The sequence below is a fragment of the Mycobacterium cookii genome (assembly GCF_010727945.1).
Lineage (GTDB): Bacteria > Actinomycetota > Actinomycetes > Mycobacteriales > Mycobacteriaceae > Mycobacterium > Mycobacterium cookii.
Genome location: NZ_AP022569.1, coordinates 2,851,001 through 2,868,835, shown reverse-complemented (window position 1 = coordinate 2,868,835; position 17,835 = coordinate 2,851,001). Strand labels below are relative to the sequence as shown.

The window sequence follows — 17,835 nt, the reverse complement described above, 5'->3', positions numbered from 1 at the left end:
ACCTGCCTTTTATCTGCGCAGGAGCCGTGTTTTACTGGCACTAGAACACGTTGCAATTAGTGTTGAAGAGGAGCGCACCACGTTATGGCACCCCCCAACATCCCCGCCGACTTCGACTTTCTCGATCCGGACGTCAACCTCGCCGGTCTGCCCGTCGCGGAGCTTGCTGAGTTGCGGACGGCGGAGCCCATCCACTGGGTCGACATTCCGGGCGGAGCGGGAGGCTTCGAAGACAAGGGATATTGGATCGTCTCCAAGCATGCCGATGTCAAGGAGGTGTCGCGCCGCAGCGACGTCTTCTCCAGCTGGCTGAACGGCGCCATCCCGACCTGGCCGCCGGAGATGAAGCGGGAGCAGGTCGAACTGCAGCGCAGCGTCATGCTCAACATGGACGCGCCGCACCACACTCGGCTGCGCAAGATCATCTCCCGCGGCTTCACGCCACGGGCGATCGGTCGGCTGGAAGACGAACTCGCCCAACGCGCCCAGAACATCGCCAAGACCGCCGCGGCCGAGGGGAGCGGCGACTTCGTCGAGCAGGTGTCGTGCGAGCTGCCGCTGCAGGCCATCGCCGGTCTGCTGGGTGTTCCACAAGAAGACCGCGACAAGCTCTTTCGCTGGTCCAACGAGATGACGGGCGGCACCGACCCCGAGTACGCCGACGTCGATCCCGCGCAGTCGTCGATGGAACTGATCATGTACGCGATGGCGATGGCTGACGAGCGGGGCAAGAACCCCACCGACGACATCGTCACCACGCTCATCCAGGCCGACATCGACGGGGAGAAGCTCTCCGACGACGAGTTCGGTTTCTTTGTGATCATGCTCGCGGTGGCCGGCAACGAGACCACCCGCAACTCGATCACGCACGGCATGATCGCGATGGCCAACAACCCCGACCAGTGGGAGCTCTACAAGAAGGAACGCCCGTCGACGGCCGCCGACGAGATCATCCGGTGGGCCACCCCGGTGTCGGCGTTCCAGCGCACCGCCAACGAGGACGTCGAGTTGGGCGGCGTGCAGATCAAGAAGGGTCAGCGGGTGGTGATGTCTTACCGGTCGGCCAACTTCGACGATGAGGTCTTCGAAGACCCGCACGCCTTCAATATCCTGCGCGACCCGAATCCGCACGTCGGATTCGGCGGCACCGGTGCGCACTACTGCATCGGCGCGAACCTGGCCCGGATGACGATCAACCTGATCTTCAACGCCGTTGCCGACCACATGCCGGATCTGAAGCCGATCGGCGAGCCCGAGCGGCTGCGGTCGGGCTGGCTGAACGGCATCAAGCACTGGCAGGTCGACTACACCGGCGCGCGCTGATGGATTTCACACCGGACCCGGAGCAGCAAGCTGTCGCCGATGTGGTCACGTCGGTATTGGACCGGGACAACTCGTGGGATGCGCTGGTCGCCGGTGGCGTCACGTCGCTGCCGGTGCCTGAACGTGCAGGCGGTGACGGCGTCGGGCTGCCCGAGATCGCCACGGCACTGACCGAGATCGGTCGGCACGGGCTGATCGGCCCGGCGCTGGCCACTCTCGGTTTCGGCGCAATCACGTTGCTGGACTTGGCTTCCGAAGAGCAGCAAGATCGCTACCTGGCCGGTCTGGCCAAAGGTTCGCTGCTCACCGCCGCGCTGAACGAACCCGGCGCCGCGCTGCCGGACCGGCCGGCGACGACCTTCGTGCATGGTCGGCTGTCCGGAACGAAAGTCGGTGTCGGCTACGCCGAGAACGCGGACTGGATCGTCGTGACCACCGACAGCGCGGTGGTCGTGGTGTCGCCCAAAGCCGACGGCGTGCACGTGGCGAAGACCCCGACCTCCAACGGATCCGACGAATACGTGGTCACCTTCTCCGACGTCACGGTGCCCGACGAGGACGTGCTGACCGGGGCCGGCGCGCCGCGGGTGAACCAGTTGGCGCTGGCATCGATCGGTGCCTACACCGCCGGCCTGGTCGCCGGCGCGTTGCGGTTGACCGCCGATTACGTGGCGAACCGACAACAGTTCGGTAAGCCGCTGTCGACGTTCCAGACCGTTGCCGCGCAGCTCGCCGAGGTCTACATCGCCTCTCGGACCATCGATTTGGCGTCGACCTCAGTGATCTGGCGGCTTTCCGAAGGCCGTGATGCTGCCGAGGACCTCGACGTGCTCGGCTATTGGATCACCGCACAGGCGCCGCCGGTGATGCAGATCTGCCACCACTTGCACGGCGGCATGGGGATGGACATCACCTACCCGATGCATCGGTACTACTCCACAATCAAGGACCTGACCCGTTTGCTGGGCGGGCGGTCGCATCGTCTCGACTTGGTGGGAGCGCAATGTTCATCGACCTGACCCCGGAGCAGCGTCAGCTGCAAGCCGAACTGCGGCAATACTTCTCGAACCTGATCTCGTCCGACGAGATGAAGGCGATGGAGAAGGACCGCCACAACGACGCCTACCGCGCGGTGATCCGCCGGATGGGCAAGGACGGCAAGCTCGGCGTCGGGTGGCCAAAAGAGTTCGGCGGGTTGGGCTTCGGCCCGGTCGAGCAGTCGATCTTCGTCAACGAGGCCCATCGCGCCGACGTGCCGCTGCCGGCGGTGACACTGCAGACGGTCGGTCCGGTTCTGCAGCAGTTCGGCACTGAGCTGCAGAAGAAGAAGTTCCTGCCCGCGATCCTGGCCGGTGAGCTCCACTTCGCGATCGGCTATAGCGAACCCGAGGCCGGGACCGACCTTGCGTCGCTGCGGACCAGCGCCGTGCGGCACGGGGATGAATACATCGTCAACGGCCAGAAGATGTGGACCACCGGCGGGCATGACGCCGACTACATCTGGCTGGCCTGCCGGACAGACCCCGAAGCCGTGAAGCACAAAGGCATTTCGATTCTGATCGTCGACACCAAGGACCCGGGCTTCTCCTGGACGCCGGTCATCTTGTCCGACGGCGCCCACCACACCAACGCGACGTATTACAACGACGTGCGGGTGCCGGCCGACATGCTGGTCGGCGAGGAGAACGGCGGCTGGCGGCTGATCACCACTCAGCTCAACAACGAACGGGTGATGCTGGGCCCGGCGGGTCGCACCGCGGGCATTTACGACCGGTTGCACGACTGGGCGTCCAAGCCGGGCGGCGACGGGGTGACCCCGATCGACCACGACGACGTCAAACGGGCGCTCGGTGAGATCTATTCGCTGTGGCGTATCAACGAGCTGCTGAACTGGCAGGTCGCCGCGGCGGGCGAGGACATCAACGTCGCCGACGCCGCGTCCACGAAAGTGTTTGGGACCGAGAAGATCCAGTACATCGGTCGGCTCGCCGAAGAGATCGTCGGCAAGTACGGCAACCCCGCCGAGCAGGAGACGGCCGAGCTGCTCGACTGGCTGGACTCGCAGACCAAGCGCAACCTGGTGATCACCTTCGGCGGAGGCGTCAACGAGGTCATGCGCGAGATGATCGCGGCCTCGGGCCTCAAGGTGCCGAGGGTGCCTCGATGACAGACATTCACGAAGCCCTCGCGGAGATCAAAGCGGCGGGCGGCGCCAAGCCGCGCGCCGGTCGCGATCCGGTGAACCAGCCGATGGTCAACAGCTGGGTCGAAGCGATCGGCGACAGCAACCCCATCTACACCGATGAGAAGGCGGCCCGCGCCGCCGGCCATCCGGGAATTGTGGCTCCGCCGGCCATGATTCAGGTCTGGACGATGTTCGGCCTGGGTGGCGAGCGCCCGACCGACGACCCCATGGGCCCGATCATGAAGCTGTTCGACGACAACGGCTACGTCGGTGTGGTCGCGACGAACTGCGAGCAGACCTATCACCGCTACCTGCGGCCGGGCGAAGAAGTCAGCATCGCTGCGGAGATGGGTGACGTTGTCGGGCCCAAGCAGACCGGCCTCGGCGAGGGCTGGTTCATCAACCAGCACATCGTATGGCGGGTCGGTGACGAGGATGTCGCCGAGATGAACTGGCGCATACTCAAATTCAAGCCACGCGAATCTTCGCCGTCGGCTTCGGTGCCCGACGACCTGGACGCCGACGCCATGATGCGACCGTCGGAATCCAAAGACACCAAGTTCTTCTGGGACGGCGTCAAGGCGCACGAGCTGCGGATCCAGAAACGGCCCGACGGCAGCCTGCAGCATCCGCCGGTGCCGGCCATCTGGCAGGACAAGGAGCTGGCAACGGATTATGTCGTCGCCAGCGGCAAAGGCTCGGTGTTCAGCTTCGTGGTGCATCACGCGCCGAAAGTGCCGGGCCGGACCCTGCCGTTCGTCATCGCGCTGGTGGAACTGGAAGAGGGCGTGCGGATGCTCGGAGAGCTTCGCAACGTCGACCCTGCGACCGTGGAGATCGGAATGCCAGTCCAGGCAACGTTCATCGACTTTCCCGCCAACGACGTCGGCCCGGCCTGGACGCTCTATGCGTGGGAGCCGAGCGCATGAGCGCTCCGACGGTGGAGGTCGGCACGAAGCTGCCGGAGTTGTCGTTGTACGGCGACCCTACGTTCATCATCTCCACGGCGATCGCCACCCGCGATTACCAGGATGTCCACCACGACCGGGACAAGGCGCAGGCCAAGGGGTCCAAGGACATCTTCGTCAACATCCTCACCGACACCGGCCTGGTCCAGCGCTACATCACCGACTGGGCGGGGCCGTCGGCGATGATCAAGTCGATCGGGCTGCGGCTCGGGGTGCCGTGGTACGCCTACGACACGGTGACGTTCAAAGGCGAAGTGACCGCGATCGACGACGGCATGATCTCGCTGAAAATCGTTGGCAGCAACAGCCTCGGCGATCACGTCATCGCGAACGCGACGTTGACCATCGGGGGTTCCGATGCCCGGTGAACTGTCCGGTAAGGCGGCCATCGTCGGCATCGGTGCCACCGACTTCTCGAAGAACTCCGGCCGCAGCGAGCTTCGACTCGCCGCCGAGGCCGTGCTCGCCGCGCTCGATGATGCCGGCCTCACGCCCGATGACGTGGACGGCATGGTCACGTTCACGATGGACTCCAACACCGAGGTGGCCATCGCACGGGCGATCGGTATCGGGGACCTGAAATTCTTCTCCAAGATCCATCACGGCGGCGGCGCGGCCTGCGCCACCATCCAGCAGGCAGCCATCGCGGTCGCGACGGGTGTCGCGGATTGCGTTGTGGCATACCGCGCTTTCAACGAGCGCTCGGGCACGCGGTTCGGTCAGGTGCAGGCCCGCCTGTTCGAGAATGCCGATTCGACCGGCGTCGACAACTCGTTTTCCTATCCGCACGGGTTGTCGACGCCCGCTGCGCAGGTTGCGATGATCGCCAAGCGCTACATGCATCTGTCCGGGGCGACCAGCCGGGATTTCGGTGCCATCTCGGTGGCCGATCGCAAGCACGCCGCCAAGAATCCGAAGGCCTACTTCTACGAAAAGCCGATAACGATTGAGGAGCACCAGAATTCACGGTGGATCGCCGAGCCGTTGCGGCTGCTGGACTGCTGCCAGGAGACCGATGGCGCGGTCGCACTCGTGGTCATGTCGCCGGAGCGGGCGAAGGACCTGAAGAACCGTCCCGCGATCATCGAGGGAGCGGCCCAGGGCTCGAGCCCGAACCAGTATTCGATGGTCAGCTATTACCGCCCGGAGCTTGACGGTCTGCCCGAGATGGGCCTCGTGGGCAAGCAGCTGTGGGCCCAATCAGGCTTGAAGCCAACGGATATCCAAACCGCGATCCTCTACGACCACTTCACGCCGTTCACGCTCATCCAATTGGAGGAGTTGGGTTTTTGCGGCTGGGGAGAGGCCAAAGACTTCATCGCCGACGGCGCTATCGAGATCGGCGGCCGGTTGCCGATCAACACCCACGGCGGACAACTGGGCGAGGCCTACATCCACGGCATGAACGGCATCGCCGAGGGCGTCCGCCAGCTGCGCGGTACGTCGGTCAACCCGGTGCCCGACGTCGAGCACGTCTTGGTCACCGCGGGCACCGGCGTCCCCACGTCCGGCCTGATTCTGGGCTAGCTCTCCGACACGCGCCCGGCTGGCCGGGCAATCGACAGCTGAAGTGACGGCGATGATCTTGCATGCGAGTCTGCGGCGATGGGCCAGCCGTTTATCGGAAGCGAAGCCATCGCAGGTGGGGTGCTGACCAAGAGCCAATTGGAAACGCGCTACACCCGACTGTTTCGAGACGTTTATGTCGATCGAGGCGCCGCAATTACCGCCCTGGTGCGCGCTGAGGCCGGTTGGTTGTGGACCGGCCGTCGGGGAGTTGTCGCGGGGTTCTCGGCGGCTGCGCTGCACGGGAGTAAATGGGTCGACGAGAGAAGACCTGCGGAGTTGATTCACGACAATCACCATCGCGCGGCGGGGATTCAACTGCACAGGGACGTTGTCGAGGCGGACGAAATCGAAACGATCGACGGTGTCGCGGTGACATCGCCGACAAGGACAGCGCTCGACCTCGGTTGCTGGTACCCGAAGATGACCGCCGTGGCGGGGATAGATGCGCTAGCCGAAGCGACGGAAATCAAAACTGCTGATGTAGAGCTGTTGGCTCGCAGGTATGCCGGCCGCCGAGGGATCGCCCGAGCGCGGCGAGCGATCGAACTGTTCGACCCGGGCGCGCAGTCGCCGAAGGAGTCGTGGCTACGCGTCGTATTGATCGAGGCCGGCTTGCCGCGACCGCAAACTCAGATCGCCGTTCGCGACGAATTCGGCTCTGCGGTGGCCTACCTGGACATGGGCTGGAAGGACGTGAAAGTCGCGGTCGAGTACGACGGTGAACAGCACCGGACCGATCGTCGGCAGTACACCTGGGACGTTCGAAGGCTGGAAATGCTTGAGCGACTCGGGTGGATCGTCGTACGAGTGGTGGCAGGAGACCGGCCCGCAGAAGTCGTGAGGCGTGTTCGCGCGGCATTGGCCCGCCGATCGCCCTGCCAGCCGGGCGCTCGACGACGTGGTCTCGGCTAGCCGGGCGCTCGGCGAGGCGTAGCCGCCAGAGAGCTAGACCGGGATCAACTCCACGCCGGTGAGCACCACGGCGTTGTCGCGTGACGGGGCGGTGACGGTGCCGAGCAGCCGGCCGTCTTCCTTCCACACCGCGGCCTTCAGGGTTTCGCCCGGGTAGGCGACGCCGGTGAACCGCGCTCCGTAGGAGGCGACGGCCGCGACGTCAGCGTCGAGTAGCGCGTCGACGAGGGCCTTACAGGTCATGCCGTAGGTGCATAAGCCGTGCAGGATGGGCCTGGGAAACCCTGCCGCAGCGGCGAATTCGGGATCGGAGTGCAGCGGATTGCGATCGCCGCAGAGCCGGTAGAGCAGCGCCTGCTGAGGCAGCACAGCGATGTCGAGCTCCAGATCGGGTGCCCGATCCGGGGCAGAAGCAGACGTCGAGGCCCCGCGCTCGCCGCCGAACCCGCCCTCGCCGCGGGCGAATATCGATCGCCGCTGCGTCCACAGCAGGGTCCCGTCTGGCGCGGTCACCTGGGTCTCGGACCAGATCACCGCGGCCTTGCCCTTGTCCCAGATGTCGGTGAACCGGGTGACCGCTTTCGCCGAACCCGACGGCGGCAACGGTGCGGGCGCGCTCACCTGCTCACTGGCATGCAGCACCTTGCTCAGCTCGATGTCGATGCCGGGGAACTGAACGGTCGGCGGCTTGGTCAAGTGGAAGCTCGCTGCGACGTTGCCGAATGTCGGCAGCACCTGTGGAGTATCGTCGACGAGGTAACGCAGCTCGTGCGGATCCATCGGGTCGGCGCCTGCGCCCAGCCCGAGGTGATAGAGCTGGATATCGCTACTGCTCCAAGAGAATTCGATCGGGTCCAGCTCGGCGTTCAGTGCGACGTCAGGATCGATGGGCATGTCAGTGCTCTCCGGCGATGTGCAGGGCGGCCAGGTAACCGAAGGTCATCGCGGGGCCGATGGTGCCCCCCGGTCCGGGATAGGTATGTCCCATCACCGGGGCGCTGACGTTGCCCGCTGCGTACAGGCCGTCGATGATGCTGCCGTCGTCGCGCAGCGCACGGCCGTGGACGTCGGTGCGGATGCCGCCCTTGGTGCCCAGATCGCCGGGCACCAACTTGGCGGCGTAGTAGGGCGCGTGGCTGATCTCACCGAGATTCGGGTTGGGCTTGTTCGTCGGGTCGCCGTAGTAGCGGTCGTATGCGCTCTCACCGCGGCGATAGTCGGCGTCGACGCCCGAACGGGCGAATCCGTTGAAGCGCTGCACCGTCGCGGTGAACTCGTCGACCGGCAGGCCCGCCTTGGCGGCCAACTCCTCGAGGGTGTCCGCCTGGATGATGACGCCGGACTCCATCCACTTTCGCGGAATTCGTTGCCCTGGCTGCAGTCCGGCGAAGATGTACCGGTCGCGGTATTGCTGGTCGAACACCAGCCACGCGGGAATGTTCTCACCCGGACCTGGGCCCTGGCCGAACTCGCCGCCGTACATGTGGTGGCACGCCTCGACATAGGGCATCGATTCGTTCATGAACCGCTGACCGGACATGTTGACGATGATCGAGCCGGGCGAGTTGCGTTCGGACAACGCGAACCAGGGCGCACCGACCAGTGGAACGGTCGGGCCCCACCAGGCGTCTTCCATGATGTCGAGCGCGGCACCGAGCTTTTCGGCGGCCACGATGCCGTCGCCGGTGTTGGCCTTGGCGCCGACCGTCCACTCGGTGGTGATCGGCGCACGCTGATATTTGACCCGCATCTGCTCGTTGTGCTCGAATCCGCCGCTGCCGAGGATCACCGCTTTGCGAGCCCGGATCAGTTGCGGCTCTGCGGCCTCCGACTTCTCGGTGTCGCGAACGTAGACGCCGCGGACCGCGCCGTCCTCGACGTAGAGGTCGGTCAGGGCGGTGTTGAGCTGCACAGGAACACCGGCCTTGCGCAGTCCGATCCGAAGCGGCCCGATCAGCGCGCGTCCCATGCCAACCAGGGCCTGACCGGTCGCCTTGGCCCACATGGTGCGTGCACCGACCTTGAGGCTGCGCAGCACGCCGCGCGGATGACGCTTCAGCTGGTTGAGCCGAACGTAGTCCTGTTGCATGACAACAACATTGAGCGGGACTTTGCCGTAAGGCGGCTCTAGGCCGGGAAGGTCCGGCCCGAGCTTCTTGGCGTTGAACGGCTTCGGTTCGATGGACCGCCCGCCGGGCCGCCCGCCCGGCGCCTCGGGGTAGTAGTCGGCGTACTGCGGCACCCAGCACATCTTCAACGGCGTGTGCTTCAGCACGAACGACAGCATCTCGGGTCCGCGCTCGAGATAGGTGTCGATGCGCTGCGCCTCGACGACGTCGCCGACGATCCCGTGCAGATAGGTGCGCGCCGCTTCCGGCGTGTCCTTGACGCCGTCACGCTTGAGGATCTCGTTGTTCGGAATCCAGACACCACCGCCGGAGCGCGCGGTGGAGCCGCCGTAGTGCGCTGCCTTCTCGATGACTATGGTCGATAGACCCCGGTGGGCGGCCGCAAGGGCAGCAACCATGCCGGCGCCGCCGCTACCGACCACGACGACGTCGAACTCCTGAGCTGTCATGTAGAACACGTTATAGAATTGCCGGGGCCGGGCGCTACTGGCCCGGTCACACGAGTGAGGGGACTTCGGCTACATGCTTCCGTCAGCCACCCGTGATGCGCTGGCCGCCGAGCTCGCACAAGCCGAGCGGAGCCGTCAGCCGATCGCTCCGCTGACGTCCGGGCACCCCGAAATCGACGTCGTCGACGCCTACGAAATCCAGCTGATCAACATCCGCCAGCGGGTCGCCGAGGGGGCCCGGGTGGTCGGCCACAAGGTGGGCCTGTCGTCGTTGGCGATGCAGCAGATGATGGGCGTCGACGAGCCGGACTACGGTCACCTGCTCGACGAGATGCAGGTCTTCGAGGACGTCCCGGTCAAGTCCAACAGATACCTGTACCCGAGAGTCGAGGTCGAAGTCGGTTTCATCCTGGCCCACGATTTGCCCGGCGCGCACTGCACCGAAGATGACGTCCTCAAGGCGACCGAGGCGTTCGTGCCCTCGATCGAGTTGATCGACACCAGGATCACCGACTGGAAGATCGCGCTGTGCGACACCATCGCCGACAACGCCTCGTCGGCCGGTTTCGTGCTGGGCGAGGCGCGGGTGGCGCCGGCCGACATCGACATCACCAAGATCGACGCGGTGCTGACCAACAACGGCGAGGTCGTCGCCGAGGGCCGCAGCGATGCGGTGCTGGGCAATCCGGTCACCGCAGTGGCGTGGCTGGCCCGCAAGGTGGAAGGCTTCGGGGTGCGGCTTCGGGCCGGTGACATCGTGTTGCCCGGTTCCTGCACCCGAGCGATCGACGCACCCCCGGGCAGCAATTTCGTTGCCGAGTTCGACGGCCTCGGGGCCGTCCGGTTGTCTTTCGAGTAAGGAGCGATCGCAAGCGCGGCGAAGCCGGGCGCAGCGGGTCGCGACATGAGATGAAGGAGCGATCGCAAGCGCGGCGAAGCCGGGCGCAGCGGGTCGCGACATGAGATGAAGGAGCGATCGCAAGCGCGGCGAAGCCGGGCGCAGCGGGTCGCGACATGAGATGAAGGAGCGATCGCAAGCGCGGCGAAGCCGGGCGCAGCGGGTCGCGACATGAGATGAAGGAGCGATCGCAAGCGCGGCGAAGCCGGGCGCAGCGGGTCGCGACATGAGATGAAGGAGCGTCCATGCCGTCCAAGGCGAGCGTTGCCATTGTGGGTTCGGGCAACATCAGCACCGACCTGCTCTACAAACTGCTGCGCTCGGACTGGCTGGAGCCGCGCTGGATGGTCGGCATCGACCCCGAGAGCGAAGGCCTGGCCCGGGCTCGAAAGCTGGGTTTGGAGACCACCCACGAGGGCGTCGACTGGCTGCTCGCGCAGTCCGAGAAACCCGACCTGGTGTTCGAGGCGACCAGCGCCTACGTGCACCGGGACGCGGCGCCGAAATACGAGGCCGCGGGAATCCGGGCGATCGACCTGACGCCCGCGGCGGTCGGCCCGGCGGTGATCCCACCGGCGAACCTGCGCGAGCATCTGAACGCGCCCAACGTCAACATGATCACCTGCGGCGGGCAGGCGACCATCCCGATCGTCTACGCCGTCAGCCGCGTTGTGGAAGTGCCCTACGCCGAGATCGTCGCATCGGTGTCGTCGTCGTCGGCCGGTCCGGGCACCCGGGCCAACATCGACGAGTTCACCAAGACCACCAGCAAGGGCGTCGAGACCATCGGCGGCGCCAAGCGCGGCAAGGCGATCATCATCCTGAACCCGGCCGACCCGCCGATGATCATGCGCGACACCATCTTCTGCGCCATCCCCGAGGACGCCGACCACGATGCGATCGCCCAGTCGATAAAGGACGTGGTCGCCGAGGTGCAGACTTATGTGCCCGGCTACCGGATGCTCAACGAGCCGCAGTTCGACGAGCCGTCGGTGCACTCCGGCGGCCAGGCACTGGTCACCACGTTCGTCGAGGTCGAGGGTGCCGGCGACTACCTGCCGCCGTACGCGGGCAACCTGGACATCATGACCGCGGCGGCAACCAAGGTCGGCGAGGAGATCGCCAAGGAGTCTTTGACTGCGGCCGCTGGAGGACAAGCATGAGCACGCAAGAGGTCTACTTCGACCCGATGTGGGACGTGCGGATGACCGACACGTCGCTGCGCGACGGCTCGCACCACAAGCGTCATCAGTTCACCAAGGACGAGGTCGGTGCGATCGTCGCCGCCCTGGACAACGCGGGCGTGCCGGTGATCGAGGTGACCCACGGCGACGGTCTCGGCGGGTCGAGCTTCAACTACGGGTTCTCCAAGACGCCCGAACAGGAGCTGATCAAGCTCGCCGCCGAAACCGCCAAAGAGGCCAAGATCGCCTTCCTGATGCTGCCCGGCGTCGGCACCAAGGAGGACATCAAGGAGGCCCAGAACAACGGCGGGTCGATCTGCCGGATCGCCACCCACTGCACCGAGGCCGACGTGTCGATCCAGCACTTCGGTCTGGCCCGCGAGCTCGGCCTGGAGACGGTCGGGTTCCTGATGATGTCGCACACCATCCCGCCGGAGAAGCTGGCAGCGCAGGCCCGCATCATGGCCGACGCCGGCTGCCAGTGCGTGTACGTCGTCGACTCGGCCGGAGCGCTGGTCCTCGAAGGCGTGAGCGACCGGGTGGCGGCGCTGGTCGCCGAGCTCGGCGACGACGCGCAGGTCGGTTTCCACGGCCACGAGAACCTCGGCCTGGGCGTGGCCAACTCGGTGGAAGCCGTTCGGGCCGGCGCCAAGCAGATCGACGGCTCCTGCCGGCGCTTCGGTGCGGGCGCGGGCAACGCCCCCGTCGAAGCCCTGATCGGGGTGTTCGACAAGATCGGCGTCAAGACCGGCATCGACTTCTTCGACATCGCCGACGCCGCCGAAGAGGTGGTCGCCCCGGCCATGCCCGCCGAGTGCCTACTCGACCGCAACGCGCTGATCATGGGCTACTCCGGGGTGTACTCGAGCTTCCTCAAACACGCGGTTCGCCAGTCCGAGCGCTACGGCGTGCCGGCGCATCAGCTGTTGCACCGAGCGGGTCAGCGCAAACTGATCGGCGGTCAGGAAGACCAGCTGATCGACATCGCGCTGGAGATCAAGCGCGAGCAGGCCGCTAGCGACTAGACGGCAGCTTTACGCACAGGTCGCGCATAGGTGTCGCGGGTATTCTCGCGCGCATGAGTACCACATTGAGACGCATCCTCGCCGGTGGGCTGTTGACGGCGGCGGCGTTGGTCACGGTGCCAGTCGCCAATGCTGCGCCGTGCAACCAGACCGTGGGTAATTCCATCGACTCGTACCTGCAGCGGCATCCCGACATCCACCGGCAGCTGCAGGCCAAGTCGGAGGCCGAGGGCGGCGGTCCCAACGTCATCGACTACCTGAACCGGCATCCGGATGTGCGGCAGCATCTGATCGACCTGTCGCAGCAGTGCGCGCCGTAGTCGATTAGCGCGCGTGCCTGATGTGTTCGCTTATTGACGAAAATTAGAACACGTTCTAGCGTCGAGGCGTGCCCGCTCCCCGCTTTTCCGAACCGCTTGTCGCTGCCATCGCCGAGGCCGAGGAGCTGGTCACCGCCGCACCGCATATCGAGAGCGAAGCCGACCTGCTCGAAGGCCTGCAATATCTGGCGGGCTGCGTGGCTGCCTGCGAGCACATGGTCTTCGACTACGAGCGCGACCACCCGATGCTGCTGTCGGGCACCGGGCCTTTCACCAAGATGGGGCTCGACAATCCGGACACCCTGTACTTCGGCTGCCGCGTCCAACCGGACCGCGACTACCTCGTCACCGGCGTGCGCGGTACTACCACCGACCTGAGCTTCCAGCTGCTCGGTGGCGAGTACACCGACGACAACGTACCCGCCAGCCAGGCCGCTTTCGACGACCGGGAACTCGAGATCGCTGCTGACGGCAGCTTCCACTGGCAGGTGCGGCCGACCAACCCCGGCCAGCTCGTCATCCGCGAGGTGTTCGGCGACTGGTCACAACGACGCGGCACGCTGGCGATCCAGCGGCTCGACACCGCCGGAACGGCGCCGCCACCGCTCACCCGTGCGGCCATCGAAAAGCGTTACAGCACAACCGGAAAGCAGCTCGTCAACAGGATCAAGACCTGGTTGCAGTTTCCGCAGTGGTTTTACCTCGACATCCCCGTCAACACGATGGTGCCGCCCCGGTTGACACCCGGCGGTCTGGCGACGCAGTACTCGTCGGTCGGTCATTTCGACCTGCGGCCCGATCAGGCGCTGATCATCACCCTGCCGGTGACCGACGCGCCCTACCTGGGCTTCCAGCTGGGCAGCATGTGGTACATCTCGCTGGACTACATCAACCACCAGACCTCACTGAATTCCGCTCAGGCTCAAGCGGACCCGGACGGCAAGGTCCGCATTGTGGTCGCCGACCAGAACCCAGGCGTCACCAACTGGGTCGAAACACTCGGCCATCGCCGCGGATTCCTACAGTTTCGCTGGCAGCGGGTGTCTCGCCAATTGACCGAGACTGACGGGCCCACCGTCGAACTGGTCGACCTGGACGCGGTGCCGGCGGCGCTACCTCATTTCGAACACAACAAGATTTCCGAAGAAGACTGGCGGACGCGAATCGCGTTGCGCCAGGTGCAAATTGCGGCCAGGATGCTGGGGTGATCATGACAAGGATGCTCGCGAACAAAGTTGTGGTGATCAGCGGTGTCGGGCCGGGTCTCGGCACCACGCTGGCGAACCGCTGTGCGCGTGACGGCGCCGACCTCGTGCTGGCGGCACGGACGGTTGAGCGTCTCGAGGAACTCGCCAAGCAACTCAACGATGCCGGGCACAAGGCACTGGCGGTGCGCGCGGACATCACCGACGACGACGAGGTCGCCTACCTCGTCGAGTCCACCACGGCGGCCTTCGGCAAGGTCGACGTCCTGATCAACAACGCGTTCCGGGTTCCGTCGATGAAGCCGTTGGCAGGCACCAGCTTTCAGCACATCCGCGATGCCATCGAGCTGAGTGCGCTCGGCGCGTTGCGTCTCATCCAGGCGTTCACGCCTGCGTTGGAAGAGTCGAAGGGCGCGGTCGTCAACGTCAATTCGATGGTGCTCCGGCACTCGCAGGCCAAGTACGGGGCCTACAAGATGGCGAAGTCCGCGCTGCTGTCCATGTCGCAGTCGTTGGCCACCGAGCTCGGCGAAAAAGGGATACGGGTCAATTCTGTTGCGCCCGGGTATATCTGGGGTGAGACGCTGCAGGCCTACTTCGAGCACCAGGCCGGCAAGTACGGCACAACGTCCGACCAGATCTATCAGGCCACTGCGGCCAATTCCGACCTCAAGCGCCTGCCCACCGAGGACGAGGTCGCGTCGGCGATCATGTTCATGGCCAGTGACCTGTCCAGCGGCATCAGCGGCCAGACGCTGGACGTCAATTGCGGTGAGTACCACAACTAATGACTGAACGCACCGACATCGCCACCGTCGACGAGCTGCACGCGTCGGCCACCAAGCTGACCGGGCTCGACGACTTCGGTGGCGACAGCGACAACTACCGCGAGGCGTTGAGCGTGTTGCTGGACTCCTACCGACAGGAAGCCGGCCTGACGGTGTTGGGCAGCAAGATGAATCGCTTCTTCTTGCGCGGCGCGCTGGTGGCCAGGCTGCTTTCTGAGTCCGCCTGGAAGCAATATCCCCAACACGCCGATGTGCCGGTCGAGCGGCCGATCTTCGTGACCGGGCTGGTGCGCACCGGGACCACGGCGTTGCATCGGCTGCTCGGCGCCGACCCCGCGCATCAGGGTCTGCACATGTGGCTGGCCGAGTTCCCGCAGCCGCGTCCGCCGCGCGACACCTGGGACTCACACCCGCTGTATCGCCGGCTCGACGACCAGTTCAACCAGCATCACGCGGACAATCCCGGCTACACCGGTCTGCATTTCATGGCCGCCTACGAGCTCGAAGAGTGCTGGCAGTTGCTGCGCCAATCGGTGCATTCGGTGTCCTACGAGACACTGGCGCACCTGCCCAGCTACTCAAAGTGGTTGTCGCAGCAGGACTGGACGCCGGCTTACGCGCGGCATCGTAAGAATCTTCAGCTGATCGGTCTCAACGACATCGGCAAGCGATGGGTGCTGAAGAACCCCAGCCACCTGTTCGCGCTCGATGCGTTGATGGCGACGTACCCGGACGCGCTGGTCATCCAGACGCACCGGCCGGTCGAGACGATCATGGCGTCGATGTGCTCGCTGGCGCAGCACACCGCCGACGGCTGGTCGACGTCGTTCACCGGCGCCCAGATCGGTGCTGACGCCATGGAAACCTGGTCGCGTGGTCTGGAGCAGTTCAACACCGCGCGGGCGAAATACAACCCGGCGCAGTTCTACGACGTCGACTACCGCGAACTCATCGCCGATCCGCTCGGCACCGTCGCCGACATCTACCGCACATTCGACATCCCGCTCACCGACGAGGCTCGGCAGGCCATGGAAGACAGCCACGCCGAAAGCCAAACGGGCGCAAGGGCGCCCAAGCACAAGTACTCGTTGGCCGACTACGGGCTGACCGCCGAAGTCGTCAAGGAGCGATTCGCGGGACTGTGATCAGATTGCCCGGCTCCTCAGCCGTTCGCTGCGCGAACCGCATCGTCGCCGGGCTCTAGCCGTCGCCGGGCGGTGGAGCGGTGGACACCGCATCCAGGCACCCTTCGGCGACGGCGTGTTCGATGCTGTCGGCCAATTTCGGGCAGGACCGCGTCCGCGCGCTGTCGGTGCCAGACGCGCGGAGCTCGGCGAAATAGGCGCAGCGCTGTGATGCTTCGCTATTCCATTGCACCGCAGTGTGTCCCGGGCCGAGTCGTTTGACATTCACTGTGGCGTGGCAGAACCGGCAATCCACCGGCTGCAGCCCGGAGGTCAGATAGCGGGTCTTGTCGGCCTGGGTGGCTTCGCGCGCAGCGGCGGCGCGCTTTGGATCGTCGGCGAAAGCCGTTGCCTTGGAGCGGGACTGGCCGCCGGCGACCGGAGCAGGCTCATGGTCATGGGTGTGATCGCCATGGAGCATCAGCATCGACCGAGCTAGCCGATCGACGTCGGGCGGCTGGTCGGACGGACTCATGTGGCCGGCTGCTCCGCCTTCTCTTCGGCCTGCTGCTTGAGGTTTTCCTCAACCTCGACGTGCCACTTCTCGTTGGCGATGGTGGTGTCGACCTCGATCTCGAAGCGGTCCGTCATGTCCGGCGTGACGTCCGCGACGTCGACGTAGAACTGCTGATACCACCGTCGCATCTGATACACGGCGCCGTCTTCCTCGACCAGCAGCGGGTTCTCGATGCGCGTCTTGTGTTTCCAGATCTCGACGTCTTGCAGGAATCCCTTGCTGACGCCTTCGGTGAAGACCCTGGACAGCTTCTCGGTCATCTTCTCGTCCATGCCTTTGGGCTTCTCGACGATGACGCCCCACTGCAGCACGAACGAGTCCTGGGTGACCGGGTAGTGGCAGTTGATCAGAATGGACTCAGCCTTGAAGTCGCCGTACTTGTTGTGCAACCAGTTGATCATGAACGACGGACCGAAGTACGACGCCTCCGAATCGAGGTGCGCCTCACCGTACGAGGTGCCCATGTCGTCGATGTCCGGGCGGCCGACATTGTGCAGATACTGCGAGGCGATGTGACCTTCGAAGACGTTCTTGAAGTACGTCGGCAACCCGAAGTGGATGTAGAAGAAGTGCGCCATGTCGGTGACGTTGTCGATGATGTCCCGGCAGTTGGAGCCCTCGATCAGGATGGAGTTCCACCGCCAGTCGGTCCAGTCGCCGCTGGTGAACTCGGGGATCTCCGGGATCTGCACCTCAGGGGTCGGCGGGTTGCCTTCGTGGTCATGCCAGACGAACAGCAGACCGCTGCGCACATCGGTCGTCCAGGACCGGGTACGGGCCAGCCGTGGTGTGCGCTTGGCGTAAGGCACCAGCTTGCACTTGCCGTCACCGCCCCAGCGCCAGTCGTGGAAAGGACAGGCGATCTCGTCGCCCTTGACGGTGCCCTGCGACAGGTTGCCGCCCATGTGCCGGCAGTAACCGTCGAGCACGTGCACGTCGCCATGCGAGTCGGCGAACACGACCAGACGGGTACCGAACGCGTCGATCCCGTGCGGCTCGCCGTCCAGGTAATCGTTGACCGGGCCGAGGCAATGCCAGCCGCGGGCATACCGGTCGGGCAGGGTGCCGGCGTCGATCTCGCGAATACCGGCAGTCTCGGTAGCCATGACGCCTCCAGATTTTTGGCTTCTAACTAGAACACGTTACAGTTTTGCCCCGGTAAAGCGCAACGAAGGGCAC

The 17,835-nt window shown here is 65.2% G+C and carries 18 protein-coding genes; 14 read left to right on the top strand and 4 right to left on the bottom strand.

Features of this window, described 5'->3' with window-relative positions:
• The first annotated feature begins 84 nt into the window (after positions 1 to 84).
• From G6N27_RS13575 to G6N27_RS13545, 7 genes are all read left to right on the top strand, one after another.
• Positions 85 to 1,323 (top strand): cytochrome P450, encoded by a 1,239-nt coding sequence (locus tag G6N27_RS13575; protein ID WP_163776799.1) that lies wholly within the window; start codon positions 85 to 87, stop codon positions 1,321 to 1,323.
• On the top strand, positions 1,323 to 2,342 hold the full coding sequence (locus tag G6N27_RS13570; RefSeq protein ID WP_163776798.1) for an acyl-CoA dehydrogenase family protein: 1,020 nt from the start codon (positions 1,323 to 1,325) through the stop codon (positions 2,340 to 2,342). Before G6N27_RS13575 ends, G6N27_RS13570 begins: the two co-directional genes overlap by 1 nt.
• A complete protein-coding gene (gene fadE29 / locus G6N27_RS13565) occupies positions 2,327 to 3,490 on the top strand; it encodes an acyl-CoA dehydrogenase FadE29 (protein WP_163776797.1) in 1,164 nt (387 codons plus the stop codon). Before G6N27_RS13570 ends, fadE29 begins: the two co-directional genes overlap by 16 nt.
• Entirely contained in the window at positions 3,487 to 4,437 is a 951-nt protein-coding gene (locus G6N27_RS13560; protein WP_163776796.1) for a bifunctional MaoC family dehydratase N-terminal/OB-fold nucleic acid binding domain-containing protein, read from the top strand. Before fadE29 ends, G6N27_RS13560 begins: the two co-directional genes overlap by 4 nt.
• Entirely contained in the window at positions 4,434 to 4,844 is a 411-nt protein-coding gene (locus tag G6N27_RS13555; protein WP_163776795.1) for a MaoC family dehydratase, read from the top strand. Before G6N27_RS13560 ends, G6N27_RS13555 begins: the two co-directional genes overlap by 4 nt.
• The gene (locus G6N27_RS13550) at positions 4,834 to 6,003 is read left to right on the top strand and encodes a lipid-transfer protein (RefSeq protein WP_163776794.1); all 1,170 of its coding nucleotides are present in this window, start codon (positions 4,834 to 4,836) and stop codon (positions 6,001 to 6,003) included. Before G6N27_RS13555 ends, G6N27_RS13550 begins: the two co-directional genes overlap by 11 nt.
• A 78-nt stretch (positions 6,004 to 6,081) precedes the next feature.
• Entirely contained in the window at positions 6,082 to 6,957 is an 876-nt protein-coding gene (locus G6N27_RS13545) for a DUF559 domain-containing protein (RefSeq protein ID WP_163776793.1), read from the top strand.
• Between the two features lie 33 nt (positions 6,958 to 6,990).
• Here the strand turns inward: G6N27_RS13545 and G6N27_RS13540 are convergent, their stop codons facing one another.
• Both G6N27_RS13540 and kstD read right to left on the bottom strand, forming a co-directional pair.
• The gene (locus G6N27_RS13540; RefSeq protein WP_163776792.1) at positions 6,991 to 7,851 is read right to left on the bottom strand and encodes a MaoC family dehydratase; all 861 of its coding nucleotides are present in this window, start codon (positions 7,849 to 7,851) and stop codon (positions 6,991 to 6,993) included.
• A gap of 1 nt (position 7,852) precedes the next feature.
• Positions 7,853 to 9,535, bottom strand: coding sequence for a 3-oxosteroid 1-dehydrogenase (gene kstD / locus G6N27_RS13535; protein WP_163776791.1), 1,683 nt, complete (start codon positions 9,533 to 9,535; stop codon positions 7,853 to 7,855).
• Positions 9,536 to 9,608: 73 nt separating this feature from the next.
• On the opposite strand from kstD, the gene G6N27_RS13530 reads away from it, so the two are divergent.
• From G6N27_RS13530 to G6N27_RS13500, 7 genes are all read left to right on the top strand, one after another.
• Positions 9,609 to 10,394 (top strand): 2-keto-4-pentenoate hydratase, encoded by a 786-nt coding sequence (locus tag G6N27_RS13530; RefSeq protein ID WP_163776790.1) that lies wholly within the window; start codon positions 9,609 to 9,611, stop codon positions 10,392 to 10,394.
• A gap of 284 nt (positions 10,395 to 10,678) precedes the next feature.
• On the top strand, positions 10,679 to 11,596 hold the full coding sequence (locus G6N27_RS13525; protein ID WP_163776789.1) for an acetaldehyde dehydrogenase (acetylating): 918 nt from the start codon (positions 10,679 to 10,681) through the stop codon (positions 11,594 to 11,596).
• Complete coding sequence (dmpG, locus tag G6N27_RS13520; protein ID WP_163776788.1) at positions 11,593 to 12,642, top strand: 4-hydroxy-2-oxovalerate aldolase; 1,050 nt, start codon at positions 11,593 to 11,595, stop codon at positions 12,640 to 12,642. The genes G6N27_RS13525 and dmpG overlap by 4 nt, the downstream gene beginning before the upstream one ends.
• A 53-nt stretch (positions 12,643 to 12,695) precedes the next feature.
• On the top strand, positions 12,696 to 12,962 hold the full coding sequence (locus G6N27_RS13515) for a hypothetical protein (RefSeq protein WP_163776787.1): 267 nt from the start codon (positions 12,696 to 12,698) through the stop codon (positions 12,960 to 12,962).
• A gap of 68 nt (positions 12,963 to 13,030) precedes the next feature.
• Positions 13,031 to 14,170: a hypothetical protein gene (locus tag G6N27_RS13510; RefSeq protein WP_163776786.1), complete on the top strand. Its 1,140-nt coding sequence runs from the start codon at positions 13,031 to 13,033 to the stop codon at positions 14,168 to 14,170.
• 2 nt (positions 14,171 to 14,172) lie between these two features.
• On the top strand, positions 14,173 to 14,955 hold the full coding sequence (locus tag G6N27_RS13505) for an SDR family oxidoreductase (RefSeq protein WP_163781769.1): 783 nt from the start codon (positions 14,173 to 14,175) through the stop codon (positions 14,953 to 14,955).
• Complete coding sequence (locus tag G6N27_RS13500) at positions 14,955 to 16,100, top strand: sulfotransferase family protein (protein WP_163776785.1); 1,146 nt, start codon at positions 14,955 to 14,957, stop codon at positions 16,098 to 16,100. Before G6N27_RS13505 ends, G6N27_RS13500 begins: the two co-directional genes overlap by 1 nt.
• Positions 16,101 to 16,155: 55 nt before the next feature.
• On the opposite strand, the gene G6N27_RS13495 is transcribed toward G6N27_RS13500, so the two are convergent.
• Both G6N27_RS13495 and G6N27_RS13490 read right to left on the bottom strand, forming a co-directional pair.
• Complete coding sequence (locus tag G6N27_RS13495; RefSeq protein ID WP_163776784.1) at positions 16,156 to 16,614, bottom strand: hypothetical protein; 459 nt, start codon at positions 16,612 to 16,614, stop codon at positions 16,156 to 16,158.
• Positions 16,611 to 17,762, bottom strand: coding sequence for a Rieske 2Fe-2S domain-containing protein (locus G6N27_RS13490; RefSeq protein ID WP_163776783.1), 1,152 nt, complete (start codon positions 17,760 to 17,762; stop codon positions 16,611 to 16,613). Before G6N27_RS13490 ends, G6N27_RS13495 begins: the two co-directional genes overlap by 4 nt.
• Positions 17,763 to 17,835: the final 73 nt, after the last annotated feature.

Coding starts and splice junctions, on each gene's coding strand:
- G6N27_RS13495 (WP_163776784.1), bottom strand. CDS start 16,614: ATGAGTCCGTCCGACCAGCCGCCCGACGTCGATCGGCTAGCTCGGTCG.
- G6N27_RS13500 (WP_163776785.1), top strand. CDS start 14,955: ATGACTGAACGCACCGACATCGCCACCGTCGACGAGCTGCACGCGTCG.
- G6N27_RS13525 (WP_163776789.1), top strand. CDS start 10,679: ATGCCGTCCAAGGCGAGCGTTGCCATTGTGGGTTCGGGCAACATCAGC.
- G6N27_RS13515 (WP_163776787.1), top strand. CDS start 12,696: ATGAGTACCACATTGAGACGCATCCTCGCCGGTGGGCTGTTGACGGCG.
- dmpG (WP_163776788.1), top strand. CDS start 11,593: ATGAGCACGCAAGAGGTCTACTTCGACCCGATGTGGGACGTGCGGATG.
- G6N27_RS13545 (WP_163776793.1), top strand. CDS start 6,082: ATGGGCCAGCCGTTTATCGGAAGCGAAGCCATCGCAGGTGGGGTGCTG.
- fadE29 (WP_163776797.1), top strand. CDS start 2,327: ATGTTCATCGACCTGACCCCGGAGCAGCGTCAGCTGCAAGCCGAACTG.
- G6N27_RS13530 (WP_163776790.1), top strand. CDS start 9,609: ATGCTTCCGTCAGCCACCCGTGATGCGCTGGCCGCCGAGCTCGCACAA.
- G6N27_RS13575 (WP_163776799.1), top strand. CDS start 85: ATGGCACCCCCCAACATCCCCGCCGACTTCGACTTTCTCGATCCGGAC.
- G6N27_RS13555 (WP_163776795.1), top strand. CDS start 4,434: ATGAGCGCTCCGACGGTGGAGGTCGGCACGAAGCTGCCGGAGTTGTCG.
- G6N27_RS13570 (WP_163776798.1), top strand. CDS start 1,323: ATGGATTTCACACCGGACCCGGAGCAGCAAGCTGTCGCCGATGTGGTC.
- G6N27_RS13505 (WP_163781769.1), top strand. CDS start 14,173: ATGACAAGGATGCTCGCGAACAAAGTTGTGGTGATCAGCGGTGTCGGG.
- G6N27_RS13490 (WP_163776783.1), bottom strand. CDS start 17,762: ATGGCTACCGAGACTGCCGGTATTCGCGAGATCGACGCCGGCACCCTG.
- G6N27_RS13540 (WP_163776792.1), bottom strand. CDS start 7,851: ATGCCCATCGATCCTGACGTCGCACTGAACGCCGAGCTGGACCCGATC.
- kstD (WP_163776791.1), bottom strand. CDS start 9,535: ATGACAGCTCAGGAGTTCGACGTCGTCGTGGTCGGTAGCGGCGGCGCC.
- G6N27_RS13550 (WP_163776794.1), top strand. CDS start 4,834: ATGCCCGGTGAACTGTCCGGTAAGGCGGCCATCGTCGGCATCGGTGCC.
- G6N27_RS13560 (WP_163776796.1), top strand. CDS start 3,487: ATGACAGACATTCACGAAGCCCTCGCGGAGATCAAAGCGGCGGGCGGC.